We start from the raw sequence: 18,660 nt of genomic DNA on the forward strand, positions 1-18,660 counted from the left end.
TTGACAATTTAGAGAAAGACATTTAAACTTATACTTATAGATACGAAGATTTGCTTACATAAATCGCCATATTGATGATATTTTTACACAGTTAAAGCTGGCATAGGCAAAGTTTAACTATGTGATGGTAATATTTGTTATTGAATTTTCTCATCTATAGGAAAAATTTAAAAGAAGAAGAAGGAAATAAACTTGACATATGCTAAAAGGCAGAGGAGTAAAAAAGTAAGGTAAAAAATGATTTCTATCCCTGCCAGGCTGCCGAAGCATATGTCAAGTAGGTATATCCCCATGTTGGCCCAAAATACAGGCTGTTTGAAGGTATATCTACTTGGACAGAAGGCACCTGGTTATGATAATAATACTAGGTACTTTTTGTTTTGTACAAAAAAAGAAAATTTGATTCTAGTGTAAAAACCCCTTTTCCTTTCCCACAAAGCATAAATATACGAAACAGCGAATAAATAAAACTCATTGGATACATAGGTGGTATACAAATTTTCCCAAACTTATGCTAAAATTAAGGAAGAAAAAACCACAGTAAATAGGGGTGTTACAATTGTTCAGAGAAAACAATCATAACCGCAGGAAACATTATTTGGAAGCACCAATTTTATGGACTCAAGAATAAAGACCGAACTCGAAAAATCATGGGCACCCATATTCTATAAATACGTGTTCTGCAACATCGATGAAAAACCCTTTTCAGTCTTATACAGTGATACAGGAAGGCCTAACTTCCCGGTTAACATACTCCTTTCCCTGGAATACATAAAACACCTTAAAAACTACTCTGATGATGAACTTATTGAAAACTTTAACTTCAATTACCTGATAAACTATGCCGTAGGAATAAGAACATTAGGAGGCATGAATCTTTCAGAGAAAACCCTGTATGACTTTAGAGCAAGGATATACCAATACCTCATAAAACATCCTGAACAAGAAGACTTAATATTCGGGCAGTTTTTAAATCTTACCAGGATTTTTGCTAAAGAAGCAGGCATATCCATGAAAGAACAGCGCATGGACTCTACCATGTTCATGTCAAACATCAAAAAAGCAGGAAGAATTGCTCTTGCCTTTGATGTACTTTACAGGGCAGTAAAATCCATCCCTGAGGATAGACTTTCAGAGAACCTGAAAGAAGTCCTTAACCCTGAATTCAAGACAGAAGTGATACATAAAACCAAGCCTTCAGAAAGCGAAAGCAGGCTCGAAATGCTCTTGAATCTGTGCCAGGAAGCAAAGGAAACAATCGAAAACATTCCCTGACTTGGGAAATCCGATGCATATAGAATCCTCACAAGATTCCTGTCAGAACAGGCATACTACGACGAAAAAACCAGGAAGCTCAAGGCCAAAGACAGCAAAAGCATACCCAGCGACTCCCTTCAGTCAGCATACGATGAGGATGCTACCTATCGCAAGAAAGGGAACAAAGCTGAAAGCGGATACGTTTTAAACCTCAGCGAAACCTGTTCAAAAGAAAATCCCTTCCAGCTCATAACAGACTATACGGTAGAAAAAAACATAAAAAGCGATGTAGAACTTTTAAAAGAAAGACTACCTATTGTAAAACAAAATACCGAATGCCAAGAAGTCTATGTAGACGGTGGTTATTACTCCGAAGAAGCAGTGCAAATTGCAAAAGAAAACGGGGTGGAGCTTCACTTTACCGACTTAAGCGGTAGGAAGCCCATCTCTAGGATATCAGTGACCGAATATGAAATAGATGAAGAAACGAAAGTGATAACGAAGTGCCCAAAGGGAATAATACCCATCCATGCCGGTGTTAAGAAGGGGCAGACGGTGGCCCATTTTCCAAAAGAAGCCTGTGCGATGTGTAAATTGAAAAATCAATGTTACTGTAAAGAACAGAAAAAAGATTACGTGGTAAGGATAAATCTAAAATCGATAGAAGCAGCCAAACAGCGGGAAAAGATAGAATGTAGGCGTGAGGAAGACAAGAGCAAAAGAGCTGCAATAGAAGGTACCAATTCAGCCTTGAAGAGGGGTCACGGTTTTTCGAAGCTTCGAGTAAGGAGACTTGTAAAATGTAGAGTAAACGTAGGCTTAAAGGTATTGACCCAGAACTTTAAGCGTTTTGCAAGATATATGTTGGAGCGAGCTAAAAAAGCTATTCCAAAGATCCAAAGGGGAAGCGTGCCCATATTGGCTCAATAAATGGTAATAACGTATTATAAAGGTAAAATATAAGCTTTTCTTGGTAGACTTTACACTGGATTTTTGTTATCATAGGTGCAAATTACCACAATTTACCTAAATAAATTTGTCAAAGTACAGAAAAGCAGATTCTAAAATTGAGTTTCTACACTACTAGAATCATTATTAAAAAATAAAAATTTTAACGAGAGGAATCATGACTGTTTCAGGAACATTTTATTTTTGTGGTATTAGTGAAATGTGTAACAAATAGGTTTATAACAAAGCAGGTAAGAAGAGCATATTCCAAGATATGTTAATAGAGTAAGCTGCCATTCAAATACCTTATGCTTTGATACTGAAAAATATGAAAGGCCATGTGGACAATATTTATGTACCCTGTTTTTTCATAGAGGCCATTAGGATGTGAAATTGGTACAAATAGTGATTAATTGGGTAAGTAAAGTTGTATTTAAAAGGCTATTTAGTAGATAATTGGGGAATTAGATTAGGAGGCGGAAAAATGTCTTACGGATTACGAAAAATCCGCGTTTTTTATGAAAACGGTGACTTATCATCTTATTTACAAGAAATACAAGAAGCCTTAAGAAAAAGCATTTTTGAGGAATCAGAAAACTATTTATTGAATGTTAATGAAGTAGAATACATTGAATACAAAGTTAATGAATATAAAATAGAACCTCTTAGACTAAAATACGAACAGGCTTATGCAGAGCAAAAAGAAGAGCTTATTCCAGCAGAGTTATTTCCTAACGATTTTTTTGTATATGCGGGTAAATCTTATCCCAAAATGGTAATTTATTTCCATATACCAGTTGAAGGAGAGCTAAAACTTCTTACTTATACACCAAGTACCAGACTTTTATGGACGGAAGAAATGTTTATAGACAAATCAGAATTAATTTTTCGAAGAATTCAGTTTAGAGATAGTATTGAAGAAATTAATAGAGATTACGAATCAACCGTAGAGAAATTAAGAACAATGGAGGCTCATATTAACGAAGAAGTAAATAGCTTTAATAATACATTACGGACAAAAGTAAAAGAGATTTTCAGGAGTCGAAAACAGGAGTTGTTGAAAAGGCGAAACTTACTTTCGAGTTTAGTTGTTCCAATCAAACGTTCTGAGAATGTTCCAGAAACTTTTGTTATTCCTCCCCCAGGAGTAAAAAAGAAAATTGCAGTAAAGCCTCAAGTTTTTGATAAGGGATTTACTCCAGAACCAGCACTTGATATGCAAACATATAGAGATATTCTTAAATTAATCCATGAAATGGGAAAAGAGTTTGAAAGGAAACCGTCCGTTTACTCAGGCAAAAGCGAGGAGCAATTGAGGGATCATTTTTTAATGCTGCTTGAGCCTCATTTTGAAGGTTCAGCAACAGGGGAGACTTTTAATAAGAACGGAAAAACAGACATACTTCTGAGATATGAAGGTAGTAATGTCTTTATTGCGGAATGCAAATTCTGGAGAGGGAAGGCTGCTTACCTCAAGGCGATAAGTCAACTATTAAGCTATTTGACGTGGAGAGATTCTAAGGCAGCGATAATTTTGTTTGTAAAAAATAAGACTATATCTGATGTATTAAGAACGATTGAGGAGGAAACGCCTAAACATAAGAACTACCTTGGATTTGTTAATAAAGAAGATGAAAGTTGGTTTAATTACCGTTTCCATATAAATGGTGACCGAAACAGAGAAGTGAAATTAGCAGTAATGGCATACCATCTTCCATGAACTGACGCATATTTTTATAATAACTAATTGAGTTTTTTATAACCTTGGCATTGAAAAACTTCAAGAAATAAAATGATTTTTGCCAACGAAATATATGTATTGCTTTTTAGAATTAAACCTTGATCCTTACTACTTATTTCCAAACTATATATTTCTCATTTATACCTTTTCTCCATGCGAAAAAAGTGGTTCTATTGAGGGGTAAAAAAGGGAAAAGGATTAAGGATTAAATCTTTACGGAATAACAAAAGGATAAGTAGTAAGGCCTTGAAAAAGAAAGATTACACCACTTATCCCTTTTTTCTTTGAACCATGATCCTGCCCCTTTGGAAAAACTTTTTTTACGCAAGTTTCCATCCCATAAAATTTCATGTGGATTTTACACGGGTTGGAGTGGAAGGAAAGGGTTCTAGAAAAATGGTTCGGCGGATAAAAAAGTATTGACAATTGTGGATTACAATTGTAATCTAATGATAGACTACAATTGTAATATAAATTGGAGGTGATATTAATATGAAAAAAATGCCTAAAATATCAGAGTCCGAATTAGAAGTAATGAAAATAATTTGGGAACTTAAACAAGCATCAAGTTCGGAAATTGTAGAAAGGCTTGTGAAGACAACATGTTGGAAACCGAAAACTATTCATACTCTTATCAATCGTCTTGTAGAAAAAGGAGCTTTAAAAGCCGAAAAAAGCAAAGGAAAAGCGTATATTTATTTTCCTGTAATAAGTGAAGAAGAATATAGATCTCATGCCAGCAAAACCTTTTTGGAGAGGGTATTTAACGGGTCTTTAAGCTTGATGCTTGCAAGTTTTATAAAAGAACAAAAGGTCTCCAAGGAAGAAATCGAAAAGTTGAAAAAACTTCTGGATGAGGAAGTGTGAACATGGAAAAGATTTTTTATACCGTATTTTTAATTTCTATTCAGGCTTCTATAGTTGGGCTTTTTATTGTTCTTGTAAAACGAATTTTAAACAACAAAATTAGTCCGGAATGGCATTATGCTTTGTGGGTCGTGCTTATTTTAAAACTGATTTTACCGTTTGGTCCGGAAAGTGCCTTAAGTTTTTTCAATTTAATGCCCCAAGTTGAACAAAGTGTTGATTTTTTGCATTATCAATCATATCAGGAAAATATTTATAATAGGCCTGTTATTAATGATCGATTTGAAAAAGATAATATTTCAATAGTGGATGAATCGACAAGACTTTCTGATTCAAAAAATGAGGTAAAGATCTTGGCCTATATTTGGATTACTGTTGCAATGATATTTTTTACATTTATTATATTATCCAGTTTTGTATTCCACAAAAAAATTAAGAGACGCGGAAAATCCGCACCCGATTCATTATATAGTATTCTGGAAAAATGTAAAGAAAGGATGTATATGAAAAATAATATCAAAATAGTTGTTCAGGATGTGATAAAAGTACCCGCCATTTTTGGAATTTTTAAGCCGTACATATTGATATCACCAGAAATTTTAAAGCTGAATGAAGAAGAAATATCGTATATTTTCATTCATGAACTTGCCCACTTGAAGAGAAAAGACCTTCTTGTAAATTATCTGTTACTGGTACTGCAAATACTGCATTGGTTCAATCCTTTTATATGGTATTTTTTTAAAAAAATTCGTCAGGACATGGAGGTAGCAGCCGATTGGAAAGTACTTGATATTTTGGAGAATAATGAACGAAAGAAATACGGGAGAACTCTAATAACAGTGCTGGAAGGTTTAAATACTCCGCATATATCTTTTAAGCTGGTTGGGATGATGGACGATAAAAGTAATATAGAAAGGAGGATAGAAATGATAAAGATAATGGATATTTTTAAAAATAGAAAGAGATTTTTTGTTATCACGGGTTTAATTGTGTTTATAATCCTTACCGTTTTCTTATTAACCAATCCAACATCAAAAACTTTACTACAGATAGGGTATTACACTATTGAAATACCTACCGATTGGAAGGTAAAAACAGACACACCTGGTTTAATTACAGAAAAAAACACTATTTTAAAAATTATTACCACTACGAGAATAATATCAAGCGGGGAACTCGTATTTGAAAAGGATAACGTTCCTGTCGGAGGAGTTCAGATAATAGGTTATGAGCCGAATCAACTTTTGTTTTTGCCTAACCATTCGGAGGTCAAGAGTAAAAAGGAGATAGAAGGATTAATTACAAAGGCGGTTTTGGTAAACCTTGATATAACTCCTCCTGCAGCAACCGGAGATAACTCAATAAAAAACGAGAATCATATATATTTAATTTTTGAAGAAGATGGGATTGCTTATGATATTTACGCTGATGCAAAATACGTCAACGAATCTCAACTCATTAAGATTGCTAAGAGTTTTAAACCAGCTCCGGATTACGAAGTAAAAAAAGTTGTGGAGGGGTTTGGTAAAAGGTTGAAGAATGTAGATAAACTTGCTCCTAAAGAAGGTTGTCGAGAGCTCATAAAAGAGAATTATAGTCAGTATGTTTCGCAGGATTTACTTGCCGAATGGATTAGAGATCCATCAAAGGCTCCAGGGAAATATGTTTCAAGTCCGTGGCCGGACAGGATTGATATAAAGGATATTACTAAGATCGGCCAAGCTAAATTTTTAGTAACAGGAGATATTGTAGAAATAACGAGCGTTCCTGGTGAGGAATGGAGGACGGGGGTCACGCTGACAGTGGAAAAATTGGAAGGAAAGTGGTTGATTACAGGGATTGATTTTGGTTCACAGCTACAGACTCAAAAAATTGAAAATTTAGATGAGGCGGTAAGTTATGCTATAAAATCTAGAAGGCTTGCATATAATGAAGGAGAGGCAGCAACGGAGGGACACATTATCCTTGATGTAGAGGAAAAAGATGGAATTATTAAGGTTTATACCATAGCGAGTTTTGGAGCTTTTGGTTTTGAGAACGGTATTTTTACTAAGATCAGCGGGAGTGGTGCTATTCCAACTGTTATAACATTTTCCAAAAATGAAAAAGGTGTGTACTCTTTGCTTGAATATAAGGAGCCAATGGATGGAGCGTTCTACATAGATTCACTAAAAAAGATGTTTCCTGAGAAACTATACGATAAAGTCATTTCTGCAGATAAATATTATCCAGAGCTTGCAAAGCAGCAGGAAGCACAAGCAGCAGAATATTTAAAGAATATTGGAAGAACAGCAAAGGTAAGTGCAGCCTATGTAGAAAAGAAGCTTGTAAATATAAATGTAGAGGCATCAAATAAATTGTTTGGCGGAACAGAATTTCCTTTTCTTAATGATTATCCGTGGTGGATTGGAACGAGAGAACGAATCGAAAATGGTATTAGATACATTTATGAAACTTCTCAAAGTAAAACTAATGACGGCTACGACCTTGTAATTTTTAGGAAAACAAAAGAAGATGGGACTATAGTTAAAGAATATAGATATAAAATTGTCGATAGTGAGCCACAGCTCATATACAAAAATACAAAATAAAGCATATAGATTATGCCTTACTGCCTCCTCATCGTGTAAAATTGAATGTTAATCATTGCTATCCAGTCTGACCCAATTCCAAAAGACTTAGCGGCAAGTGTATTTCCCATTTATTCCTTTTCCCCATGCGAAAAAAGTGGTTCTGGTTGGGAGGAATAAGGGAAAAGGATTAAGGATTAAGTCTTTACAGAATGACAAAGGGATAAGTGGTAAGGCCTTGAAAAATTCGGGATTTACGCCACTTATCCCTTTTTTCCTTGAACCATGACCCTGCCCATTCGGAAAAACTTTTTCTCGACTTTGTCAGTTGGAGGCCATTTTTAGGCTGGTAAAAAATATCAAACCCTTGATTTTCAAGGGTTTTTTGTTTTTAGGGTTAAAAAATTTTTCAAAACTGTAGGGACAATTTTACTCCTAATTATTGCCATAATACTTGACTATATTCACTTTTTGTAGTATAATGTAATAAACTAACATAAAGGTGATGCCATATGTTTCTCAAAATAACTAAAGCTGGTGGCTATGAGTATGCCAAAATTGTCCATAATTATCGCGAAAATGGTAAAATAAAGCAGAAAGTCTTGCTTAATCTCGGTAGAATTGATGAACTCAAAAATGACCCCATTTAAAGCTGATAAAAGAAGCGGGATACGACTACATTGTGGCAAGCAGACTGAAAAACATGAGTAAAGAGATTTTAGATAGAGTATTTGATGAATAAGGATATCAAGTTCTTGAGGAGAAAAAGTGGAGATTTGACAGAGAAATATTTGGTGAAGAGTTTAGATTCAAGGTCATAGAAAGAGAGAATATTATCAAAACGGGAGAAGGGGAAATATTCAAGATACCTGAGAATCTAATAATAACCTATTCAAGCAAGAGGGCCAAAAGAGATAAAGAGGAGAGGCAAAGGCTAGTAGAAAAAGCAAAAGAACTTTTAGAAAAGCCCGGCAATGTAAGGGCAGCAGAAAAGAGAGGCGGAAGGAAATATTTAAGACGCATTTCCGAATCAGAAGAATATGTACTGGATGAAGAAGCAATAAAGAGAGATGAGAAATTTGACGGTTTTTATGCAATTCAGACTAGCAAGAAAGAAATGAGTGTGACAGAAGTTTTGAATGCATATCATGATTTATGGAAGATAGAGCAGTGTTTCAGAGTAATGAAAAGTTGTCTGGAGGTAAGACCAATATTTCACTGGACGGAGAAAAGGATAAGAGGGCATTTTGTTGTGTGTTATTTAGCATTTTTACTGGAAAGAACTTTAGAATACAGTTTGAGGTCTAAGGGGAAAAAATTAAGCAGTGATAGAATAAAAGAAGCGATAGGTTCAATGAATTTTGTGGAGATAGAGATAAATGGGAAGAAATATTTAATCAAACAAAAGATGGAGGAGGAAGCTGAAGACATATTGAAGGTGATGAAAATAAAAGCACCAAGAAATTTCATTACATATGAGGAAGGTATGGAAAAAGTAATGTAGTGACAAATTTCACGCCCATTTTTTGTCAATACCTGTATTCCCAAGCCTTTTGGGTTTCGAACTAACAAAGTCAAGTTAAAAATATTAAATATCAAATGTTGCATTTATTGAGATAGTAAGACAAAATATAGTTTTAATATTTGATGTGTGTATTTAGTAGTAATACCGTTGTATTCCAATACAACAATTAAGGACGGCTATTCAGAAAATACCCATCCCAACTCTTGATAAGAATGCGAAATTTTTTCAAGTATTTTCAGACTTCCCTAAGGTCTTATCCTTTCCACTATGTTTTTTTGTTCCGTCTACTTTCTTGCAACACTTTTGGGTAGAAGGAGAAAAGATGAAATAATTGGATTCTTTCTGAACCATTCGAATGGCCTCGTCTGGAGGCAACGGTTTGCTGAAATAATAACCTTGAACTTTGTCGCACCCGCTCTCTACAAGACAATCAAGCTGTTCTTTTGTTTCCACACCTTCGGCAGTTACGCCGAGTTTCATCCTGTGCCCCAAGAAAGTAATCGCATCGACAATAGCCTTATTTACCTCTACCTTTATCTCGCTCACAAACGACCTGTCAATTTTCAAACCATCAACCGTAAATTTTTGGAGGTATTTGAAAGAACTATTTTCCGTTCCGAAATCATCTATTATTATTTTGACCCCCATTTCCTTCAAGCGATAAAGGTTTCTAACCACCGTATCCATTGCTTCTATAAGGACGGTTTCAGTAATCTCCAGTTCTAAGAATCTTGGTTCAAGTTCAATTTCGTTTAGTATATCAAATACAACCTTTGCAAAATCAGGTTGCTGCAGCTGATGCACTGAAACATTCACCGAAACACTAAAACCATAATACCCCATATTACGCCATTCTTTCATTTGCTTGCAGGCTGTCCTTAACACCCATTCACCTATAGATATTATTTGTCGTGTTTCTTCAGCAATTGGAATAAAATGAATGGGACTGATCAGTCCTTTTTTAGGATGCTGCCACCTCAACAGTGCCTCCATACTCACTACTTTACCAGTCCTTGCATCAACAATAGGCTGATAGTGCAAAAAGAACTGACCTTTTTCCAAAGCAAACCTTAAATCTCTTCTTATTGTGCTGGCAATTTCGACTTCTTTCTTCGTAATACTGTCAAAATATTGAAAACTATTTTTCCCATCTCTTTTAGCCTTGTACATCGCTATATCTGCATTTTTGACTATAGCTCTTTCATTTTTTCCATGGTCAGGATATATGGCAATACCTATGCTAATAGTCACATACAATTCATAATTATTGAACTTTATCGGTTGGTTGAAAAGTTCCAATATTCTGTTTGCAACCTTATTTGTATCGTCAATATTAATTATGTCAGGTAGCAAAATAACAAACTCATCACCGCCCACTCTGGATACTGTATCTGATTCACGCAGACACGCTTTCAGTTTCCTGGCAACCTTTTTCAATAGCCTGTCACCTATATGATGTCCCAGGGAGTCGTTGATTGTTTTGAAATTATCAAGGTCGACAAAAAACACTGCAAGTTTCTTCCCATTCCTTTTTGCATCTGCCATGGCAATTTTGAGCCTATCCATAAACACCTCCCGGCGAGGAAGGCCAGTTAAAGGATCATAGAATGCCATGTATTTTAACTTGCTTTCCATCTGTTTCCGTTCAGTAATATCCGTGTGCGACCCTGCTATTCTTATGGCTCTGCCCTCTTCATCCCACAATGCCTTTCCCCTGCTTAGAACCCAAATATATCTACCGTCTTTTGTTTTGATTCTGTATTCGCATAAATAAAATGGTGTCTTTTTCTCAAGATGATTACGTAGATTATTGATGACTATTTTAATATCTCTAGGATGAATGAATTTAATCCATGTTTCATAATAGTTGTTTACTACTTCTTTATCTAAACCAATGATATCCTTCCACCTCTCGGATATGTAAGCCGTATCCGTTATCAAATCCCAGTCCCATAGTCCATCGCTTGCTCCTTCAACTACCAGTCTGTAGCGTTCTTCGCTTCTTTTCAATTCATCTTGCTGCCTTTTTATTTCAATTAAGTTCTGCCTCAACTCCTCTTCTCGGGCCATAAGTTTTTCATTCATTGCAGAGAGCTCTTCCTGTTGAGCCATCAATTCCTCGTTTAAAGCAAAAAGGTTACTATTTGCTTCTTCAAGTCTTCTTTCGGCATTCTTTAGGTCTGTAATGTCTATACCAGTTGAAACAATATACCTGTTTCCTTCATCATCGCAAATAATACTGTTATGCCACATAATATAAATTTGTCTGCCATCCTTCAAAACCATTGGATTTTCACATTTGTAATGAATGCCTCTATCTTCAGTATCGTCCAAATTTTCTTTTATACGGCTTATCATGTCCCTGGGAATTATTGAACTTATATCTATCCTCTCTGTTTGTTCTTCAACGGCTATACCAATTACAGCCTGGGTATATCTGTTGAACCAAACTACTCTACCATCCAATGCCCAGACTACTATAAGCATCTGCTCGTTTTCAAAAATTCTGCTTAAAAATTCTTCTTTCTTCTGAAGATAAGCAATTGATTTCTTTGATTCTTCAATAAAACTCTTATTTTTCCTCTCACTAGGCATCTTCTCTATCATTCGCCATTAATTTCTCCTTTCTTGACAACTATTTTTTAAACAATGTCTTCGACGACTTTTTCATCTTTGTCCAAATATCATAGTGTAAAATTATCGTAGGATTTTTAAAGTGAAAAAACAAGAGACAACCCCTGTGATAAAATAGATTGTGGAAAACAAAAAACACGAAAGGGGTGTCTCTTGTGAAAAAACATATTTTTGAGGATATTATACTACAAAATGCTCTAAATTTCACTAGGGAAATGATGAATGTTTTTGAGGATTTATTAAAGAATGGAATGAATATTACAGAGCTTGTAGCAAGGATAAAAGAACTTACGGACAAACTAGGTAGAGAGGCAATAGAAGCAATTATTGAGGAGTTAGATAGGATAATAAAAGAAGACAAGAGAAGGAAAGAAAAATGGGTAGTAGAGAGGAAAGATAAAAAGAGATTAACGACAGTCCTTGGGGATATTGAATATGAGAGGACATATTACAAATCAAGGGAGGATGGTAGATATACATATTTAGTGGATGATGCATTAGAGATAGGACGGCACGAGAGGATAGAAAAGGGAGTAAAAATAAAGTTAGTAGAAAATGCGATAGAAGAATCATACGAGAAAAGTAGCGAGAAAGCATGTCCAGAGAAAATAAGTAAACAGACGGTATTAAACGCAATAAGGGAAATAGGAGAAGTAGAGGTGAAGAGAGAAATAAAAGAGAAGAAGGAAGTAAGGGTTTTATACATAGAAGCAGATGAAGACCATGTACCTTTACAAGATGGCAGCAGTGAAACACCGCGATTGATATACATACATGAAGGTAGGGAAGAGAAAAACGGAAGGAACGTACTGAAGAATGTGTATTACAAGGCATACGTAGGAGAGAAAGCAGAAGACATATGGATAGATGTAGCGAATTACATAGAAGAAAATTACAAGGAAGAGAAGATAGAGAAGATATACATAGCAGGAGATGGAGCACCATGGATAAAAGAGGGATTAGAATGGATAGTAAAATCAAGGTTTGTGTTAGACAGATATCATTTAAACAAATACGTATTAAAAGCAACATCAAAAGAGCCAAAGTATAGGGATAAGATATGGAGAGCAATAAATGAAGGGGATAAAGAAGGAGTGAAGAAAATATTTGGTGAGTTAATAAAGATAGCAAAAGAAGAGAAAGAAAAAGAAAAGATAAAGGAAGCGAAGAGATACATACTAAACAATTGGGAAGGGATAAAGATATACAGTGAAGACGAAGATGTAATAGGGTGCAGTGCAGAAGGGCATATAAGCCATGTATTTTCTGCAAGACTTAGCAGGAATCCATTAGGGTGGAGCAGAGAAGGATTAAAGTTAATGGCGAAATTAAGGGTATTTAGCAAGAATGGAGGAGACTTAAGAGAAGTAGAGTGGGGCAAGAAAAAGAATATAAATGCAGGAAGTTACAAATTAACAGAGAAGCAAATAAAAGAGGCAGTAAGGAGAGTTAAAACGTCTACAAATGAAAAAATAAACAATATTACGGTTTTGAATATAGGGAAAGTAACGCCAATATATAGGGTTTTAAGAGCATTAAAATATGCACAAGTTATATAAAGAACATGATAAAACGAAGCCCTGAATTAATTAAGTTTCAGGGGTTGTCTTAAAAAAATCCTACAGTATCTTGACACTATCGTCCAAATATAATTTTATTTTTTCACCATTTCTTAATTTGTAGCCTATTTTATCAAAGTATAGTTCGACTCCTTCATAGCCGTAAAGAATTTTTACTATTGAATTTTTACTTCCCTTTAATAATACACGACTACCAACGCCAAGCGATCCGGCTTCTTTTATGAAGATATTTTTCTTAAATTCGATCGTGCTCATCCTAACCTTACCATTAATAGAAACCGAACCATTTGTAGAAATTTTTGTGTTATAACAGCCTGCTTCTGAGGTTATAATTACGTCCTTCATAGCGTAAATTTTGCTGTCATGAACCCATTTTGCAAGTATATGTCCCTTGTTTTCATGTTCCTCTGTTAAAATTCTTGATATGAAGAGGATTTTTTCATAGATTTCTTTTAATGAATTCAAGTGTTTTATAAGACCAATAATATCGTAATCCAAAATGTTGTTAAGCGTTTTAACGAGACTTTTTAAATCCTCCAGAAGATTTTGAAGTACATTTGAACTGCGTATCATACTTATTTCTGTTGATGATGTTTTTAACTCTTCTTTTAAGGTTTCGATTAATTTGATCTTCTCACTTAAATGTCTGGAATTATTCATAACGGTTGGTAGTTCTCTAATATGGAGGAAAATTGCCGATAATTTCTCAACAATAAGATTTACAGCGTGAAGTTCTATTTTATCAAAAATGTTTCCTGGTAAAAAACCGGCGTGTAACTGGCTATCAACAATTCCGCCAGAGATAATAATATTTTGCCCTCCCTCAACTACTGATTCGTAAACTGAACCCAGTATCTGAACATTTCCTGAAGCAATTATTTGATTACCTTTTTCGACATTTCCGTTTATTATAACATCGCCCTCGAATGTTACAAGTCTTGAATTCTTCGGGATACTTCCTTTGTAAAAGAACACAGGAATAGAGTAAAAAAGATATACAAATTTATCAGTTTCATCTTTTTTATGAACAACCGGTCTAATGTCAGCTATCGCAACTATCTTATCTTCATCTTCTTTAAAAACTATGGAATCGCTGAGAATTTTTACTTCAACGTCTCTTACAGGTGGTGCATTTATAATTCTACCTCTTACGCTAATTCCATTTTCACCTTTTATGGGTTTATGTAGTTTCCCGATAACATCACCTTTTCTTGCAAAGGGTATACTTGCCATATCAAATATATCTTCTTCAGAAAAAGTTTCTGTATAAAGAATTCTTGGCTTATCGATTTTTATAATAAATTCCAGATAACCATCCCTGCCACTTTTATATGGTATTCCTCTTGCTATCACCGCTTCTTTTTTATTTTGGGTATATACGCTAATTAACGCACTTTTATCTATACCTACTATAATTCCGTTCTTACGAAGTTCGCTTTCCACTATATTTAAAAATTCATAGATATCTATATCACCCCAAGAAGAAAAAAGGGTTTTTCTTAAGGTTACAATCATTTCATCATCCGAGATTTCTAAAATAATCCCCATTTTCTTCAAAATATCGCTTAATTCTATTTTCATAAAAACACCCCCATATGTTAAGCGCCCCAATGGATAAAATATGATATACGTAAATACAGGAACTCTTTAAGCGTTGCTGAGCTTTGTTTTTCATATTTATCCGTTCCAAGCAGCCATATATGTAGTTTTTGTTCATCGGGCAGCGATTTTGCCCTAAGCTTTCTTAAGATTTCACCACACGATAAATACCCTTGCTTTTAGCACGTTTAATACCAGGCCTATATGGGACTTCCACGCTTTAGCTTACTCCATGCCGGGCGCACCATACTATTTTTACGTTATTATCTATTAGATTACTATATTCGACAAAAAAACCGTAATTCCTTCTAAAAAAAAAAAAAAAAAAAAAAAAAAAAAAAAAAAAAAAAAAAAAAAAAAAAAATTAAGAAAATTATTTTAAGAAGGTCAACTCAAAAAGACACAAAAGTAATATAATAGTGATGGTAACTAATTAACACTTAATTCTGACCTAATGAAAATTTTACACAAAAATTTGAACTTGAATAGTCATTTTACTGAAATAACCTTTTCATTTGATTTTTTGAAGTCTCTTTTTGCTACCCAAAATACTTTCTCATGTTCTAAATATACTTCTTTCCCGTCCTATTAGTAAAGCTCCAATTAGACGAATGCCAGATTCCAGTCTTGGGAATCTACGTTTAAAAGGGTCACTGGTAAATTTACCATTGCAAAGTCTTGAAACTCTTTAAGAGAAGGGTACCAACGTTAGTGACTATACGTTAGTCTTGTCTCTTTTCTGTTCTTTTATAGGATTCAGCTTTGATTTGCTCAGTAGTCCGAGATACCAGGATTCGAGTAAGCACAGACTCTACGAATTTAGCTAGCTTTTCATCTTTAGCTCTTTTTACAAAAAGGTAATGCAAAATTTCAAAATCTTATGGTAATATTGTATTGAGTTATTTCTCATCCCGGAAGAATGATTTTTGGCTTTGTTTCCACTTTTATTCTAACCAGGGGAGGGGAATGGCTCAATCCCTCTTACACAAGTATATAGACTTAACTGCAACCTTGATTTGATAATTGTGATCAAAAAAGTGACACTCCCCTTCACAACTGTTTTGCAGAATGGGATGTAAGCCAAATATCCCGTTCCTGTGGATTTATTGGTATGCACTCTATGGAAGAGTATGAGAGCATGAAAGATTATTCAGGATTTTACAAAGTAATTAAAAAAGAAGCTGTGTAGATTTACCCTATTTTGCCTTAGGAGGGAAGAAAATGCGAAAGAGGATAAGGGAATACGGTATTACATTAGGCCTGCTTCCGACCGGCCCTTTAAATGCTATTACTGATGTAGAAGGAGTAACGGTTGGACATGTGACATTAATTTCCGGCGAAGGAAAGCTTATCCCCGGAAAAGGGCCGGTGCGGACAGGAGTAACTGCAATTGTGCCCCACAGCGGAAACATCTTTAAGGAAAAACTTATCGCCTCATGTTACGTGGGGAACGGATTCGGAAAATCTATAGGGCTTATCCAGGTGAAAGAACTGGGAACGCTGGAGACACCTATCATTTTAACGAATACGCTGTCCGTTGGAACTGCTGCCGATGGTCTGATAGAATACATGCTCTCCTTTAATGAAGATATCGGCATTACCACGGGCACCGTAAATCCGGTGGTGCTGGAGTGCAACGACGGCTATCTCAACGACATTCGTGGAAGGCATGTGAAAAAGGAACATGTCATTGCGGCCATAAAAAGCGCAAAAAATGAGTTCGAAACGGGAAGCGTTGGTGCAGGCACGGGCATGATCTGCCACGGGTTTAAAGGTGGTATCGGCACAGCCTCCAGACGGATCGAAATAGGGGGCAAAGTCTATACAGTAGGTGTCCTTTTACTCACCAACTACGGCAGGATGGAAGACCTTATTTTCAACGGGAAAAATGTGGGAAGGATGTTGAAGGAAGAAATAAAAAAAGGGAAAGAGGCGGCGAAAGAAGACCAAGGTTCCTGCATAATCGTCATCGCCACTGATGCGCCGATGGATGCCCACGGTCTGGAGAGGGTAGCAAAGAGGGGAGTCTTAGGCCTTGCGAAGACGGGCTCCTTCATGGGGAATGGAAGCGGCGACATTGCCATCGCCTTTTCCACGGCAAACAAGATTTGCCATTACGGTGAGCCCGTGATGGAGATTAAGACTATATCTCCACATTCCGGTGATATAAACAAAGTATTTCAAGCGGTGGTAGAAGCCGTGGAAGAGGCCGTATGGGACTCCATGTTTACAGCGGAAAGAATAGTGGGAAGGGACTACCATGAGGCTCCGCTTTTGCCGGTGGAAAAGCTGGCGGAAATGATAAGGCAGGACTAAATAATCATTATATATTGTGCGACGACAAACACAAAAAAGACCTATCTTAGGTGCTAAGAGATTATTTCCAGAATTAATATTCCTTCATCTGAAACTTTTTTAGCCACTTCTTTTGCACCTTCAAGAGAGTGATCCCTGAAGTTCTTGCACGGTATTTTGTTAGCGGCAGAAACTTTTTCTGATTCTAAAACCCTTTTTAGGAAGGTCTTCACCGCTTCTTTAATTTCATTCAGGGGTGTTACATTAAATTTTTTGGCTTTTTGTCAATAGTTAGGGTGGGGATTTTTTTGAATGCCCGCTTTTAATTTTATTTCTCATTCTATTACAGCAGGCATTTAGAATAAATGCTCTATTTTTTTATATTCATAAACCATATTCAAAAGGCAAGCTTAAAACACCGAAACTTTAGCTCTGGTTCTTGGATTATAAACAAAAAATGGTTGATACTGTACACAAAAAAATTTTAAAATGTAATTAAAAGAGTCAAAAGAGGTAGGGAGCTAATAACGAGAAAAATAGTAAACAGAAAAGACAAGATTATAATCAATTATTCTCAATCTAAGGGCGGGAAACAGCGCAGTTTTAATCTGGTTTTTCCTTACATAAATGATACCGAAATTGATGTTGCATTAGTTGCAGAACAGAGCGATTCAGGAGAATGGAATCCTCTGAAGGCAATCATTGATAAAGAAGAAACAACAGCCGATGAAGAAGAAGCAGCAAACGATCTTGCGGATTTAACATGGCACATATGGGAAGAAGAAAATTTAATAATAGCAGCCTGTTTAAGTGAAAAATACGAAGGAAAGTTTTTTACAGCAAAGCAGCAAAAGAATTTAGAAAAAGAGGTACTAAATTCGGACAGGTTAATATGCTGGTGGCCAGATCCACTAATATGGGAAAGTGCGAAAAAGTTCAAAGAGTCCTTTAATTTATTACCTTTTAATGAAATAGCTATACCTTTCTACACATTTAAAGAGTATTTTAAGCGTCCGGACATACAGGCAGAAATGCAGAAATACTGGGATGAACTGGAAGAAATATCAGAGAGTCCACAGGAATTTGCTGTAATTGAAAAAAGTATAAAAGCAGATGAATATGCAAAGTATTTGCGCGGTTTAAAAACAACACTGCTTTTCTTAAAGAAGAATAACATTCCTTTTAAATTAACACTTGGTAATGTTGAGCGGGCAAAAGAATTTTTTAAGAAAGAAAATCTTGATCCTTTCCAGCTGGATTCATGGATAACTGCTGCTCCAATATTTGAGCCTATGTCTGATTTCTTAATAGAAGAACAAATATTAACCGGGCCAAGCAGTATAATTACCGGAAAAGAAGAAATAAAAGCGTGCTTATCTTTTTTAAGTCACTTTCCATACGTAGCACCTGTTCCAGATGCAATTGGAGCAGTTGTCTATGCAGGAGATAAGCATATTTCAAGCACAGTTTTTTGGTTTAATCCAGCAACAACCATAGAAATTGTGAACAAAGCAATGGAAGCAGTTTTGGAAGAGTTAAATAAACGTGGTGTAGAAAAAATCGTAATGATAGAAGAAATTGTTCCTTTTGAGACTTCATGAAAAAAAGAGGGACTTTTACTGGAAATACCTGAGGACTGGTAAA

Annotated in this window: 12 protein-coding genes and 1 pseudogene; 10 read left to right on the plus strand and 3 right to left on the minus strand. The window is 35.5% G+C overall.

Going from position 1 to position 18,660, the window contains the following annotated elements:
* The first annotated feature begins 615 nt into the window (after positions 1-615).
* From TTE_RS14205 to TTE_RS05180, 7 genes and pseudogenes are all read left to right on the plus strand, one after another.
* Positions 616-1,275, plus strand: coding sequence for a transposase (locus TTE_RS14205; protein ID WP_011025432.1), 660 nt, complete (start codon positions 616-618; stop codon positions 1,273-1,275).
* A 363-nt stretch (positions 1,276-1,638) separates the two neighbouring features.
* Entirely contained in the window at positions 1,639-2,187 is a 549-nt protein-coding gene (locus tag TTE_RS14210; RefSeq protein ID WP_022588875.1) for a transposase, read from the plus strand.
* 502 nt (positions 2,188-2,689) lie between these two features.
* A complete protein-coding gene (locus TTE_RS05160; RefSeq protein ID WP_011025434.1) occupies positions 2,690-3,925 on the plus strand; it encodes a hypothetical protein in 1,236 nt (411 codons plus the stop codon).
* Between the two features lie 513 nt (positions 3,926-4,438).
* The gene (locus TTE_RS05165) at positions 4,439-4,813 is read left to right on the plus strand and encodes a BlaI/MecI/CopY family transcriptional regulator (RefSeq protein ID WP_011025435.1); all 375 of its coding nucleotides are present in this window, start codon (positions 4,439-4,441) and stop codon (positions 4,811-4,813) included.
* Between the two features lie 2 nt (positions 4,814-4,815).
* Entirely contained in the window at positions 4,816-7,404 is a 2,589-nt protein-coding gene (locus TTE_RS13475; RefSeq protein WP_011025436.1) for a M56 family metallopeptidase, read from the plus strand.
* Between the two features lie 491 nt (positions 7,405-7,895).
* Entirely contained in the window at positions 7,896-8,033 is a 138-nt protein-coding gene (locus TTE_RS14215; RefSeq protein ID WP_162828796.1) for a hypothetical protein, read from the plus strand.
* Positions 8,027-8,887 (plus strand): annotated as a pseudogene (locus TTE_RS05180) (IS1634 family transposase); the annotation flags it as partial. The gene TTE_RS14215 and the pseudogene TTE_RS05180, both read left to right, overlap by 7 nt.
* A 246-nt stretch (positions 8,888-9,133) precedes the next feature.
* Here the strand turns inward: TTE_RS05180 and TTE_RS05185 are convergent.
* The gene (locus TTE_RS05185) at positions 9,134-11,515 is read right to left on the minus strand and encodes a GGDEF and EAL domain-containing protein (protein WP_011025437.1); all 2,382 of its coding nucleotides are present in this window, start codon (positions 11,513-11,515) and stop codon (positions 9,134-9,136) included.
* Between the two features lie 182 nt (positions 11,516-11,697).
* Here TTE_RS05185 and TTE_RS05190 point away from each other — a divergent pair, with 182 nt between their 5' ends.
* On the plus strand, positions 11,698-13,101 hold the full coding sequence (locus tag TTE_RS05190) for an ISLre2-like element ISTte3 family transposase (protein WP_011024560.1): 1,404 nt from the start codon (positions 11,698-11,700) through the stop codon (positions 13,099-13,101).
* Between the two features lie 60 nt (positions 13,102-13,161).
* Here the strand turns inward: TTE_RS05190 and TTE_RS05195 are convergent, their stop codons facing one another.
* Positions 13,162-14,703, minus strand: coding sequence for a FapA family protein (locus TTE_RS05195; RefSeq protein ID WP_041587139.1), 1,542 nt, complete (start codon positions 14,701-14,703; stop codon positions 13,162-13,164).
* A 1,239-nt stretch (positions 14,704-15,942) separates the two neighbouring features.
* On the opposite strand from TTE_RS05195, the gene TTE_RS05200 reads away from it, so the two are divergent.
* On the plus strand, positions 15,943-17,037 hold the full coding sequence (locus TTE_RS05200; protein ID WP_011025440.1) for a P1 family peptidase: 1,095 nt from the start codon (positions 15,943-15,945) through the stop codon (positions 17,035-17,037).
* 53 nt (positions 17,038-17,090) lie between these two features.
* Here TTE_RS05200 and TTE_RS13480 read toward each other — a convergent pair whose 3' ends face one another.
* The gene (locus TTE_RS13480; RefSeq protein WP_081427407.1) at positions 17,091-17,270 is read right to left on the minus strand and encodes an S-ribosylhomocysteine lyase; all 180 of its coding nucleotides are present in this window, start codon (positions 17,268-17,270) and stop codon (positions 17,091-17,093) included.
* Positions 17,271-18,047: 777 nt separating this feature from the next.
* On the opposite strand from TTE_RS13480, the gene TTE_RS14220 reads away from it, so the two are divergent.
* Positions 18,048-18,617, plus strand: a complete 570-nt coding sequence (locus tag TTE_RS14220) for a hypothetical protein (RefSeq protein WP_011025442.1) — start codon at positions 18,048-18,050, stop codon at positions 18,615-18,617.
* Positions 18,618-18,660 lie beyond the last annotated feature (43 nt).

It is taken from the genome of Caldanaerobacter subterraneus subsp. tengcongensis MB4, from assembly GCF_000007085.1.
Classification (GTDB): domain Bacteria; phylum Bacillota; class Thermoanaerobacteria; order Thermoanaerobacterales; family Thermoanaerobacteraceae; genus Thermoanaerobacter; species Thermoanaerobacter subterraneus.